Consider the following 13,770-nt stretch of genomic DNA (forward strand, 5'->3'; position numbering starts at 1 on the left):
TATTGCCTCAAGGTAGCTTTGCCTATTTCACACCTAAAATGCAGCTGTTTTAGTGCCTCAAGGTAGCTCTGCCTATTTCCCCGCCTAAATGTAGGCGCATCTAAAAGATCATACTAGTGCTTGCTACATGCCGCCTACGCTAACAGCAGCGCGGCATTGCATCGCAGCATGGCTGCGCTGAATGCACGCACTTGCGCTGACTCTTGCGCTGACTCTTGAGCTTCGCTTGCGATGCACACGCTTATGCGTGTGCTAGCTTATGCGTGTGCTTACTCTTGCGCTTGTGCGTGAACTATATTTGATTACTTTTCAGTGTTTAATGAGAACAGCGCATTCAGGTCTGCATTGGACATGCTGCCAATCCACTTCTCACCTGCAGCAACCGTCATATCGGCTAAGTCGCGCTTAGAGTTAATCATTTCATTAATGCGCTCTTCAAAGGTGTTAGCACAGATGAAGCGATAAACCTGAACGGTGCGATTTTGTCCAATACGATAGGCACGGTCAGTAGCCTGACTTTCAACTGCTGGGTTCCACCACAGATCATAGTGGATAACGAAGTTAGCGGCAGTAAGGTTCAGACCCACACCTGCAGCTCTTAAAGATAAGAGCAAGATGCGCTCGGAGCTGTCGTTTTGGAACTTATCCACAATTTCCATACGCTCTTTTTGTGACAGACCGCCATAGAGGAACTGTGGAGTATGTTTAAAACGTGCACCAATTAAGTTTTGCAGAATCTTACCCATACGCACTGACTGTGTGAAGACCAAGACCTTGCCATTACTCTCCATAATATTGTCGAGTAATTCATAAAGACGCTCAACCTTACCTGAGTCCTCAGGATTAACGGTATCATCTTCTTTGGCAAACTGCGCTGGTGAGTTACATACAGCCTTTAAGTTAGCGATCAGCGCTAAAATCGTATGATTACGTGCGTTTTGATCAAGCTTATTTGACTCTAAGATCTTCATCTTCTCATCAAGCACAGCCTGATAGAGTGCTGCTTGAGTTGGAGTGAGCTCGCAGTACTGATCTGAAGTCATCTTCTCAGGCAGGTCTGAAATAATGGCCTTATCGCTCTTGAGACGGCGCATGATAAATGGCGCAGTTAACTTCTTAAAGCGATCTACAGCGTGCTGATTACGATCCTTTTCAATTGGGGATGCAAAATTATTCTTAAAGTCAGTAGTGCTACCAAACAGACCACGGTTGACGAAGTCTAAGATGGAGTAGTACTCCATCAGGCTGTTCTCCACAGGGGTACCTGACATCGCAATAAAGGTATCTGCCTTGATAGTACGTACAGCCTTACTAATTTGCGCTGTAAAGTTCTTAATGGCCTGAGCCTCATCAATAACTAAGGCTGAGTACTCATGTTCATTTAACTTCTTGATACGGCTTCTAGCAGTACCGTAGGAAGTTAAGATCACGTCGCTCTCACCAAAGAACTTACCACGAGCTGTTCCATAGTAAGCACTGACACTTAAATCAGGAGCAAACTGTGCAATTTCACGAGTCCAGTTAGTAATCAGGGAGGTTGGCACAATGACTAACGCAGGACGCTCTTTACTAATATTGCCCTCTTCTTTGAGCTTTAATAAGGTGGTAATTACCTGAACTGTCTTACCTAAACCCATGTCGTCAGCGATGATGGAGCCTACTTGAATGCGGGCATTACGCATCATCCACTCATAGCCACGTTGCTGATATGGACGCAGTGTTGCGTTAAGACCAACTGGTGCACTCACATCCTGATCTTCAAGAAGCTTTCTTAAGTTCTCCTTGAGCCTATCTGAGCACACTACAGTGCTACCATCATGCTCGCCTGTTAATAAAGCCTCGAGCGCTTGGGCACGTGACATATCATTCATGGAACGATAAGTCTGATTCTCAAGAGCATTTAAGATCACAGGATCGGCGTAAACAAATTCATTGTTAAAACGCACGATCTGTCCAGCATTAGCAAGCAGCATCTTAAACTGATCTTGGCTAATGACTTGATCTCCAATAGAGAGTCTCCAGTCAAAAGACACAGTTTCAGCTAAGTTCAAGAATGAAGGACGGGCAACAAAGACTGAATCGTCATCCATATCCATCACCATGGTAGATGAAGGCAGGACAAACTTTTGCAGGGCCTTTGGTAAAACAAGCTTAACGCCTAAGAGCTTGAGAGTAGAGCGTGCTTGGCTAATAGTAGAGAACACATCCTCAATAGGCACGATCGCTACATTGTACTTAGAACTAAAGAGCTCATCTAAGCATGGAGCAAGGCTAGACAGTCGAGTTAAAGTACGCAAACACTCTTGGCGCATGGACTCAAACTGACTATTGGTAATGATGGTATGTAAAGATACAAAGCCAGTTTCATCAATGAGATCTTCGTAATCTGGATCCATGAGCTTTTCTTTAGAAAAGCCAATGAAGCCTAATTCCATACCAATACCACGATCGGCTAAAGATGATGAACCATAGTCCATATCATCATCTTCGTAATAAGTATCATCGTCTTCAAAAGACTGCTCATACTCTTCAATTAAAGAGGCATCACCTGTCTTGTCTGCATAAGCTTGCAAACGTGCAATGGTTTTCTCATGGCTTTCATTAGCCGCTTGAGCAATCTCGTTTTCGAGTTTGCCAAAGATAGTGCCGCCGTAATTGTTGTAATTGCTCAGATCAACAAAGCGCAGTACTGGAGTATATTGCAGCTTGTCAGTAGAAACTGCAGATAAATAAGTCTCTAAACGCAGACGTAAGCTACTCTCAGCAATCTCATGAGATCTGATATCAATGCTTTCGTGGCCAAAGATAAAGTTAAGGTCAATAATGTCCTTTGGCAGCTTCTTATCAAGCTCATATGCAAAGGTTACATATGACTGAATGAAAGCCGATAAGACGGTTTCACCTAAAAACTTTGGATCTAAGTAATAGCGACGATCTAAGCGGTTGTATAAGAAATGCTCATAACCTTGCAGCGCCAAACCTACCTTAGTTACTAAGGTGGCGATCTCTTCAGAGCAAGATGCTGGTACCCAGCGACAGTACATATCATTACGATCGCTTAGATACAGTTGCGGCATAATCGCACGCTTTTTAACTAAAGTAGTCGCAATGAACCACAGATAGTACAGAATGTGGATCTCAGAGCCCTTGCTTGAGAGCATATTCTCATTTTGAATATAGCCTGAGAATAAGTTATATAAGCCAGTTGCACTCACTGAGTCAAAGTCGAGATCACCAAGCTGTGGGCAATGGATTAGCGAACGGATCTTATCAACATCTAAGTCCTCTGGCATCACAGCAACATTGCTAAGGATAGTGCCACTCTTAGTAGTAGTCTTCACTAAGATAGGACTTACGATCTCTAAAAGACCAGTGTTATTGAGGCAAAAGAGCGGATGACGAGCAAAGAAGCCATGTTTAGCAATAGGCTGTGCGCTAAATGGATTAGCAGGTACAATACCCTGATGGGCATACATGTCTTGAACGCTTTGTGAGCTCTTTTCGATAAGACGAGTAAGTTTATTTAGCTCTGTCTTAGTAAAACGATTAGTCTTCTTGCGACCACGTTTTGACTTATCCCCATCGCCTGAAGCACTATCTTTTTCAGAGGCTGGAATAAAGTCAGCATAGAGAGGAACTTTGCCAAATAAAGCTGCAAAATCATCCTTAGTACCGTTATGCGCAATATCCAAGGCATTTTGCATATCAAGATTGAAGCGATGCTCATCGAAAATAAGCACCTCGCGCTCACGCACATCCTTTAGCTGCTTAAAGGCTAAATCTGAGGCGCATTCTAAAGCGGCACTAATCCAGCTTTTAAGTGATCCTTGAGTAAATCCTTTAGCATCGTTGTTATACATACTTAAAAGCGAGTCGCCAATTTCTGGAATCTCGGTATAAGTAAGCATAGCTAAGCTGCTAATACTGCCTTGATAACGACGCACATAGTCAGGCAGTTCTTTTAAGATTTGCTCATCTGCCTTTTGTGCCTCTGCATCAGCAAGGCTGTCACCTTCTTCATCGCCAAAGCTAATGTAATCCTCATTTGATGAGGCGCTCTCATTGGCATCAGGGGCTTCTTTATTAGCATCGCTAGGTAAGGCTGGCTCGATTCTATCTTCACGATAGAGCGCAGCTTCTGCCTCATCTAACAGACTTGGATCATAGCCAAGGCGCAAGACCTCGGCAGTGTGCTGATTGTATTCTTGCAGACGTGACTTGCAGCTTTGCACATGGGCAGCTATCTCAGAGACTAAGGTTTCCAACTTATGCTTATTGTTTTCAATAAGTAGCTGCTCGCGAGTTAAGCTCTTTTGTGCATCTTCAAGCTCTAAATTTAACTCGCTTAGACGCTCAGTCATTGCAAGAGCTTTCGCTGATGGGCGACCTCGTCCGCTTTTCTTTGTGCCGGACAAAGAGATCTCAAGATCTTGGATATCCTGCTTTTTAACAATAATGGCAGAATTGAGGTTTACAGCTCGTTCACGGGCCTCATCGATCTCTTTTTTGGTGGCGTTAAGTTTAACTTCTTGATAGTCAACGCTCTTAAGATCGTTATTGAGCTTCTCATCTAAAACCACAACATCTTCAGAGTAAGTAATTATGTCATCTGAGAAGAATAAGGAGGCAGCATCCATTGGTGATACTGCTAATAAATTCAGATTGAAATCGAGCTTTTTAGCGATCTTGACGATATCACCTGGCAAGCATAGAGCCTTGATGTAGAGTGCATCCATATCAGGAGTCTCAACACCAGTGGCATCGTCATTGAAGATACCTCTTTTTTCTAGCTCATCTTTTAAGTTGACGCCAATGAGGTCAAACAAGATAAAAGGATTGGTATCGATAAGCTCGCTTACAACGTAGATAACAGCAGCAATGTGCTTACAAGGAATGGCGTAATCAGGGCAATTGCACTTCATCCCAATGTCATGCCATGATGTTGGGAAAAGCTTGATGCCGTTCTCTTGTGCAATCTTAAAGATACGAGGGTCGAGCTCACGATTAGACAGACGTGAAATCACTGCCAGATCGCTAATTAAAGCATCAATAAAATGATCACGAGCTTTAGCACTCACCCTATCAAAGGCTAAGGTTACTTTGTAGTATGGATGAAATCTACCCACTACGCAGGCAGTAATACGGCCTGTAGTAACATCGGCCTTAACATCAAATACCTTGTCGGTACGAGCATAGGTAAGACCTCGAGGAATACGATTAGCTAAATCGATTCCTTCTAAAGAGTCGAGCCACTTCTTACCCCACCAGGTAGTTCCATACTGCTTTCTTGCCATAACAAAAGCCTTAACCTTATTGCACTTTGTTGAATCTACGAACCCGTTATTTTACAGCATATGTAGAACCTTTTGACAAAAAGGCAAGATCTTTTATAGCCAAGGGCATATAAGCATAATGCTTATTCATATCGAGAAAATACCTGACAGACCCACATGACAAGCTAAAGGATAAAGTTATCGCATAAGGATCATTAGAGTAATGCGAGCATTGCATGCCATTTAGCTATGATGAGTGCGGCGGCTAGAAAGAAATAAGTGAGAAGAAAAAAAATGGCGTAGATAAGCCAGGGAATGAAGTAAATGAGGTAGGTGTTGTGTCTTGATAATGTTGTATCTATGAGTATAGGCAAAAAAAAATCAAGCCGAAGCTTGATGGATGGTGCGGGAGAAGGGACTCGAACCCTTACACCGAAGGCGCAAGAACCTAAATCTTGTGCGTCTACCAATTTCGCCACTCCCGCAGAGTGGTGATTACTAAATCGTTAAATGGGGTGGCTGATGGGGCTCGAACCCACGACAACCGGAATCACAATCCGGGACTCTACCAACTGAGCTACAGCCACCATAGAGATTTAGAAATCAATTTTTGTTGACGCATGGCGCGTCCTGAAGGAGTCGAACCTTCGCCCCACAGCTTAGAAGGCTGTTGCTCTATCCAACTGAGCTAAGGACGCCCTGCAGGTGACTTCAAGCTACGCATAAGCCTGTCGTCTCAACGGAGGCATATGATAATGATTTGAACCTACCTTGTCAACAGTTTGTAAAATTATTTTCAAATCTAGCCACAAGCACGCCTCAAAATAGCATAGAAATGCCATTTATAGCCTGTTTTAGGCTTTGGTATTGGAGCCGTCACAAACTTAATGCTACCAATTTTTTGCCTCTACACCCACTTTATAGCCACGAGCTTTTACCTTTTGCTACCTTGCCTGGTCTTTTCATAAACAAAGCAATGGCAAAAGGTGCGAGTTTAATGCTTTGAGAGTAAACTTTATTACAAGCAATGTTTTTGGTACCTAGAACTATTTGTCTTATCTTTTTGACAGTCTAGGTATTAGTCGAATGGAGATTCAAATGTTTGGACTTGAATGGTCACAAATTATTATGACCGTGGGAGTGCTAGCTAGCTGTGGCCTTCTAGCTGGTTTCTTTGCAGGACTTTTGGGCATTGGTGGCGGCATTATCTTTGTGCCAGTCTTCTTCTATGTCTTTATGAGCGTCTTTCATGTAAGTCCTGACGTTGCCATGGTCTTGGCCACCGGCACCTCCCTTACCTGTATGATCCCAACCTCGATTACAGCGGCAATTGCCCAATATAAACGCGGCAATACAAACCTCAACACTATCAAGGTATGGGCTCCAGGCATGTTATTAGGCGTGCTAACTGGCTCTTTAATATCTTCATTCTATGGCGGTAAATGGCTGGCTATTTTGTTTGGCAGCATCATGATCTTAAATGCGCTCAATACTTTCTTCCGCGCTAAAGCCAAACCAATGCTTGACCATATGCCAAACAACTTCATTCAACGCGTCATTGCCTTTTGCATCTCATTCTTGTCTGTAATGCTCGGCATTGGCGGTGGTACCCTTACTGTTCCTGTGCTCAATGCTTGCGGTGAAGAACCACATCGCTCTATCGGTACCTCATCAGCCGTTTCTTTATTCGTAGCTGTGCCTGGTGCTATCGTACTGTTCTTAACTGGCTCAACTCCTGACAATGCCCCAATGTTTACCATTGGCTATGTCAGCTTATTAGCTGCAGCTTGTGTTATTCCTTTATCCGTACTAACTGCTCCATTTGGCGTATCCATCGGAAAGAAAATCAGCCCAGTTACCCTCAAGCGTATCTTTGCTGTTGCCATGTTCATCGTGTCCGTACGTATGATCGTAACTGGCATTAGCTAAAGCAAAATAATGAAGCAGCGCCTCTTGCCGCGAAGCATTCATTTTTTGGCCGTAGCTGCAGATTAAAAACAAAGCAGCATAAAAAACAAAGAAACATCAAAAAACAAAAGGGCCGGTCTTATTAACTAGACCGGCCCTTTTGTTTAGTGCACTGCATGCGTAGATTAAATACCTAAACGCTTAACCTCAGCACGTGCCTTTTTAACGATATTAGAGCGATACCAACGTGGAATTGGACGAGTAAAGCCCTCAAAATCCTGCATAATGCGCTTAGACTGAGCCACCATACGTGCCTGCTCTTCTTTAGACTTACGTGCGTGCTCGGAGCAGCGGGTTAAAGAGTAAATAGCGCTATAAATAGCAAAACCAACCCAGAAATTAGCAGGGACAGTAACGCCACCAAAATAGCCGTCAATCACACCAGCAACGGCACAAGGCATGGCTCCGGCGTCTTCACACTCAAAGAGCACTAAATCCTCAATAGCATCACCAAAACCATAACTAGCTGACGGCTTTAAGATGATGTTACCAGTGTCGGTTAAAAAGACGTTATCTAAGCGTAAGCCACCATAACGGCGGGTAAGCTTGTAATCGCCCAGACCATCAATACGATCGATGATGGCAGATAAAATTGGGGTTTCGTGATTGAAACGTGGGCCCTTAGTTAGATAAGAGGTCAGCTTCTCATGAACTACATCACGACGAGCTTCGGCCTTATCTTTTTGTGGACCAGTCAGGGTATCCTGATGGATAAGTGCAATGGCTCGTCCTAGCTTCTTGCCGTTAGCGTACTGTAAGTGCGGATCAACTACGGATAAGAAGTTCTTGAACTCACCCACATTCTGATAAGCAAATACAGCAGAGGTGTATTCATTGTCAGACTTCAATGAAATACCCTCAAGAATATGGTTAGGCGCAAGATCACGGAATACCTGCGTGCTCTTAAACTGTCGGGTAATACGCTTCTTATTAGCCTTTACAGATCCCTGCAAAGCCAGAAACTTATCATTTGCACCTTGCAGCGCTACATACTCATTGCCATGTAAATCAAATGAGACTGAGCGATATCCTAGTTGCACGCCTTTTTCTCCAACAATTGATGCTCTTGCCTGACCTCGGCATCCCCCGCAAAGCCATCCACATCATACTTAAAATCACAGCACCCTTTATGCACCATCTGCATATATAAGGGATTTTCCATGATTATGACCATGTTATGTGATGATCTTGCTGTGCAAATGTTACCACACTAGGCCAAAACTTTCTTTTATTCGCCACTATATGCATCTCAATGGTACGCAAGTGGTGCTATTTCATGCATCGCAAGAAGATTAATGAGCACGCTCTAAATGGATAAGCTCATTAAATTGTTTGCTCTTTAATAACTATGTTGAGAAGAGCAAATGCTGTGACGTTTCTCAAACTCAGTGGTCGGACAAATATCGATAAAAGATTAGCCAAGGCTAATAAGCTAAGGAATGGCTAAGCTGTGCGCAATGCGCATAATATGTTAGCTAAAGGACGTGATCTACATTTAACTTTTATGATATTGGGGCTATAATAGCGGCCTTAACAAGAGACAGAAGTGGCATATATAAGCCATTTTACAACCGTCTTGATTACAAGATAGCTGTATTAGGCTTTAATACTTAGCTAGCTTAGCTCTGTAGGCTTCAATGCTTGATAAATTACAGCTGCTAAGATCTGATTATGCGCCCGATGCCTAAGCTTACTTTAGCTTACTTGTGGAAGCTTGCATTAGCTTACTTTAGCTTATTTTTGTAAGCTCGCTTACGCTTGTGCAAGAAAGCACCTGGCATCTTTTATTTTTGCTAGCTAATTGGCCACTTTACATAGCACATTCACTAAAGCTCAAAGTACTTTATCTACCTAAGTTTAGGTAGGTCGGTGCCTGCGCTTATTAACTGTGCCATGTCTTAGCTATCGGCAACTCAACACGGGAACTTTGTCATGCTTGAGCCAATCAGCCCAAACAATCCTATTGCTAGGTTCTTTAACGCAATTCCTTTCATCATGCAGGTCATCATCGGCCTTATCTTAGGTATCATCATTGCGTTAATCTATCCGCACGATACTACTGTGATGCCAGCTTTAGGCAGCCTCTTCGTATCCGCCTTAAAAGCCATTGCTCCACTCTTAGTTTTTGTGCTGGTTTCCTCAGCTATTGCACGTCACAACAAGGGCACTAAGACCAATATGAAGCCTGTGATCGTGGTGTATTTCTTCTCCATGATCTTAGCCTCCGTACTGGCTTTATCCATGTCCTACATCTTCCCTGTTACCTTCCCAACCTTAGCTGATGCAGCTAAAGATATCGCTCCTCCACAAGGTATCTCTGAAGTTCTCATCAACTTCGTGATGCAGGCTGTAGACAATCCAGTCAATGCTTTATTACGTGGTAACTATGTTGCAATCTTAGTGTGGGGTATCACCTTTGGTCTGATGTTCCGTGTTGCTCACGAGCCTACCAAATTAGTATTAGATGACTTATCTCAGACTGTTGCTGGTGTAGTACGCATCATCATCCGTTTTGCTCCAATTGGCGTTATGGGCTTAGTTTACAACTCCTGCACCCAGCCAGGTGGTTTTGCCAACCTTATCAACTACTTACAAGTAGTGCTGGTGTTAGTTGCTACCATGCTGCTCATCGCCTTCGTGCTCAACCCACTGATGGCTTTCATCATCTGCCGCAAGAATCCATACCCACTAGTGTTTAAGTCCATCACTCAAAGTGCGGTAACTGCATTCTTCACCCGTTCTTCTGCAGCTAACATCCCAATGAACTTAGCTCTGTGCGAGCGCCTCAAGCTGCCAAAGGACACCTACTCTATTTCTATTCCACTTGGCTGTACCATCAATATGTCCGGTGCTGCTGTTACCATCGTTATCATGACCATGGCTGCAGTACGTACCTTAGGTATCGAGGTTGACTTTGCCTCTGCCTTATTAATGTGTATCGCCTCTGTGCTGTGTGCTTGCGGTACTTCTGGTATTGCTGGTGGCTCTTTAATGCTCATCCCACTTGCTTGCTCTATCTTCGGTATTAGCAATGACATTGCTATGCAGGTTGTGGGTATCGGTTTTATTATCGGTGTCATTCAGGACTCAACCGAGACTGCCTTAAACTCTTCATCTGACGTTGTATTCACCGCTGTTGCATGCCGTCAGATTGAAGTTCCAGCAGACTTTGAAGACCCAATTAAGAAAGCCTAAGCTTTTCAAGAGCCACTAATGCAGTGCGCACTTAAACTTGCTTTTGTAGAGCACTTAAGTGTCCGCATTAGAGCTAATAGCATGGCTGCTTGATTAACTTAAGCAGCCAAGCTCTTGTACAAGGCTCCAACAAAAAACGCAGTTGCAATCAAAACCAACTGCGCCAAAACAAAAAACGCAGTGGCCCTCAAAAGCAACTGCGTTTTTTGTATGTAGCAAGCAACTAAAGTAAAGTCATATCGCTATTAGCGATAGTACATGTCAAACTTCGTTATAAGCAATGTGCTTACTTTTTACTACACTAAAGGAATATTAGTTATCAGCCTTGGCACGCGGATGAGCTGCCTCATAACTTGAGTGCATTCTAGCTAAAGCAACATGAGTATAGATCTGTGTGGTAGTTAGCGACTTGTGACCAAGCAGCATCTGCAATGAACGTAAGTCAGCATCGTGGTTTAACAGATGGGTTGCAAAAGCGTGGCGGAAAGTATGTGGCGACGGAGCGCTCTCAATACCTAATTGCTCAGAGTAGTACTTGATTCTAAACCAGAAAGAAATACGGCTCATTGGCTTAGGTACATCATTGATGGTCTTAGTAGACAAGAAGACGTAATGGCACTTAAAGTGTGGATCTTTAAGCATGCGGCCTTTCTTGATATAAGCCTCTATCCAAGATGCGCAAATCTTAGTCATAGGAATCATGCGCTCAGTTTCACCCTTACCACGAATGATAATGTAGGATTCACTTAAGTGCAGATCGGCAAACTTGAGATTGCAAAGCTCGGTAACACGCAAACCGCAAGAGTAGAGCAGTTCTAGCATAGCCCTGTCGCGCAGACCAATAAAGGTCTCGATATCTGGGGCATTTAAGAACATTTCAACTGTCTGTTCTGACATAACCTTGGGCAGGTTACGGCTGCGTTTTGGCCTCTCAATATTGGCTATTGGATCATCGCTTCGCATTTCCTCGGCATGATAGTAACGTATCAATGCCATGAGTGAGGCTAGAGAGCGGCGAATGGAGAGTGCAGAGATACCCATTTGTGTACGCACTTTCATAAAGTCACGTACGTTATCTTCGGTAAAGTTAATTAAGTCTCCATCGATTTTCTCTAGATAAGCAAAGAAGATCTTTAGATCACGGCAATAGGAGATCACAGTGTTTTCGGAGAAGCCCTTATCAACACTGAGATAATCGGCAACCGCCGATAGAATCTCCAATTTTTGCTGTTTACTTATCATAAGCATTTCCTGAGTAGGCAATAGTCACTGCTGTGGCTTGTCGCAACGCTCATATGGCCGCTTAGGATCAAGCAAGCGTGTGCTAACAGCTAGTCACTATCACCCATAGAGCTACCTGTCATATAAGCTCTTTAAAATATAAGATACAAGAAGGTTCATTTGACTGGTTTTGCATAAAAGCACTGTCCATCAAGATAAGACTCTAAGATTTATAAGTGCATGTGAATAAGAGCTATCTTTGGACACCTAGTCAAGTTCCTACCCCTTATTGTTTGACATCTAACTAATCATTATCTAGTGAATCGTTATAACAAATCAACGCGATTTAACATAAAAGTCACTAAATCACTCAAAACATCTGCTTTTCTTTAACCCTTGCTAGCTATGCTATTCCATACAAATTCTATTATGTTGTATGAGCTCAAACTAAGCTAGGCAAAGCTTAAAGACCTTCTTGCTGTTCAACTCTGTAACCAAAACTGAGTGAACGAGACTAAGCAAAATAGTCTAACATATCTACTCAATTTTACTTACACAACACACCAATGATGTATCAAGTAATTTAGTTGCGTTAAGAGGTAGAAATGAATCTCTCAATGAAGAGCTAAAGCTCTGGATAATCCTAAGCTTTAGCTTTCAAAATTATTTGACGGTATCGTCAATTGCAAAGTTACGATTAATTTCTTCCTTGATGACCTCATCCATAGTGGTGAGTTTGCCATCCTCTAATAAAGTTACAGTCGCGTACGGTACCGAGCCATCATAGATCACGCAGAAACGGTAAATACCATCCTCTTGTGGTACATAACGCAGTTCTTCAAAGCGAGAAGTTGGGTTCAAGCGAGCACGACCTGATCCTTGACGTAATACTGCAGGAGGTTCGGCATAACCAAAGTTAGTACCATTGCTCCACTCAGCATCAGCAAACTTAAAACGATAAGGAGCCCAGTCCGAACGTAAAGGAGCTACAGTGCAATAAGTGTCTTCTTTAAACTTACGTAAACGGTAGGCTGATTGAACACCATAGTCATTCATCTCACCGCGTAAGTAGATAGCACGACCTCTAAATAAAGGATTATCTAAAGCGCCCTCTTCTGCCTTAGTTACTAACTCAGAGTACCCCTTATTCTTACTAAGAGAGCTGCTATCATCTTGTGATGAACATGCAGTAAACAGCATAGCTGCTGGAATTATCCCTAAAAACACTAATGCCTGCTTAACTTTATTCACTTTTCACCCGACCAATAATCTTCTTTCGCTGTATACATAAATGTATACATGCATTGCAATCCATACTCAAAAGCTGTGACTTGCCAAATCTCAATGCCCTTACATTGAGAAACAGTGTTCTATGGCAAATCGTTTTGATACGCATGGTATCGAATGTTGACTACTCCCATGCTAGTGTAAAGTCACGCTCTAATAGAGTTTTAAACCCTCAAATTTCAAGAGCTCCCAAAACCATAACATCTAATATCATGATTACTTTCTGAGAACACAAACTTAAGAACTACACACTAGCTAGACCTATCAAGTAGCCTTGCTATTTTACCAACTCGAAAGATAACAAAATGCATATCAACGCAAAAAAACCATCTTAGGTTAAAATTTGCCACCCACCTCATATAAATGCCTTATTAATGCTGTTTGTATGCACTAATTTGCACTCTTTACTAAGTACTTTTTGCACCATTTATGATAGTTACAACATTAAGGCTAACATCATCGAACAAAACCTCATCCCCATTCACGCCATAAGCTTATCTTCACTACCATCCTTAGCTGCATTCCGGCTTTAAGCCTATCTTCATCACCTGCCTTAGCTCCAGCCTTAGCTGCATTCCGGCTTTAAGCCTATCTTCATCACCTGCCTTAGCTCCAGCCTTAGCTCAACTTCAACCAAAACTCTATATGCAGCCACAAGCGCCTGCAGCAAATGAAGAGGAAGAGCAAACTTTCCATGCACCGCAAGTCACTGGCTTTCATTTGAATAATCGACTGCCTTGAGTGCCACTGCCTCGCTACCACTGCCTTACTATCACTGCCTTACTATCACTGCCTTACTATCACAGCTTCGCTGTCACTGCATCGA

The 13,770-nt window shown here is 42.9% G+C and carries 6 protein-coding genes and 3 tRNA genes; 2 read left to right on the plus strand and 7 right to left on the minus strand.

What is annotated here, in order from left to right; genetic code table 11:
* Positions 1-302: 302 nt before the first annotated feature.
* From H524_RS0102440 to H524_RS0102455, 4 genes are all read right to left on the minus strand, one after another.
* The gene (locus tag H524_RS0102440) at positions 303-5,294 is read right to left on the minus strand and encodes an SNF2-related protein (RefSeq protein ID WP_027939091.1); all 4,992 of its coding nucleotides are present in this window, start codon (positions 5,292-5,294) and stop codon (positions 303-305) included.
* 380 nt (positions 5,295-5,674) lie between these two features.
* Positions 5,675-5,758, minus strand: a tRNA-Leu gene (locus tag H524_RS0102445).
* Between the two features lie 26 nt (positions 5,759-5,784).
* Positions 5,785-5,860 (minus strand) — tRNA-His (locus H524_RS0102450).
* A 34-nt stretch (positions 5,861-5,894) separates the two neighbouring features.
* Positions 5,895-5,971, minus strand: a tRNA-Arg gene (locus H524_RS0102455).
* A 400-nt stretch (positions 5,972-6,371) separates the two neighbouring features.
* On the opposite strand from H524_RS0102455, the gene H524_RS0102460 reads away from it, so the two are divergent.
* A complete protein-coding gene (locus H524_RS0102460; RefSeq protein ID WP_052338859.1) occupies positions 6,372-7,202 on the plus strand; it encodes a sulfite exporter TauE/SafE family protein in 831 nt (276 codons plus the stop codon).
* 164 nt (positions 7,203-7,366) lie between these two features.
* Here the strand turns inward: H524_RS0102460 and H524_RS0102465 are convergent, their stop codons facing one another.
* On the minus strand, positions 7,367-8,281 hold the full coding sequence (locus H524_RS0102465; RefSeq protein WP_027939093.1) for a hypothetical protein: 915 nt from the start codon (positions 8,279-8,281) through the stop codon (positions 7,367-7,369).
* Between the two features lie 904 nt (positions 8,282-9,185).
* On the opposite strand from H524_RS0102465, the gene sstT reads away from it, so the two are divergent.
* Positions 9,186-10,436 carry a serine/threonine transporter SstT gene (gene sstT, locus H524_RS13820; protein ID WP_044121312.1) on the plus strand — a complete coding sequence of 417 codons (1,251 nt, stop codon included), beginning with the start codon at positions 9,186-9,188 and terminating at the stop codon, positions 10,434-10,436.
* A gap of 312 nt (positions 10,437-10,748) precedes the next feature.
* On the opposite strand, the gene H524_RS0102480 is transcribed toward sstT, so the two are convergent.
* Both H524_RS0102480 and H524_RS13825 read right to left on the minus strand, forming a co-directional pair.
* The gene (locus H524_RS0102480) at positions 10,749-11,678 is read right to left on the minus strand and encodes a site-specific tyrosine recombinase (protein WP_052338856.1); all 930 of its coding nucleotides are present in this window, start codon (positions 11,676-11,678) and stop codon (positions 10,749-10,751) included.
* A 642-nt stretch (positions 11,679-12,320) separates the two neighbouring features.
* Positions 12,321-12,908, minus strand: a complete 588-nt coding sequence (locus tag H524_RS13825) for an early set domain-containing protein (protein WP_156907516.1) — start codon at positions 12,906-12,908, stop codon at positions 12,321-12,323.
* Positions 12,909-13,770: the final 862 nt, after the last annotated feature.

It is taken from the genome of Anaerobiospirillum succiniciproducens DSM 6400 (genome assembly GCF_000482845.1).
Taxonomy (GTDB): domain Bacteria; phylum Pseudomonadota; class Gammaproteobacteria; order Enterobacterales; family Succinivibrionaceae; genus Anaerobiospirillum; species Anaerobiospirillum succiniciproducens.

Bases quoted from the DNA above. Each gene is read 5' to 3' on its own strand.
- H524_RS0102440 (WP_027939091.1), bottom strand. From the start codon at position 5,294: ATGGCAAGAAAGCAGTATGGAACTACCTGGTGGGGTAAGAAGTGGCTC.
- H524_RS0102460 (WP_052338859.1), top strand. From the start codon at position 6,372: ATGTTTGGACTTGAATGGTCACAAATTATTATGACCGTGGGAGTGCTA.
- H524_RS0102480 (WP_052338856.1), bottom strand. From the start codon at position 11,678: ATGATAAGTAAACAGCAAAAATTGGAGATTCTATCGGCGGTTGCCGAT.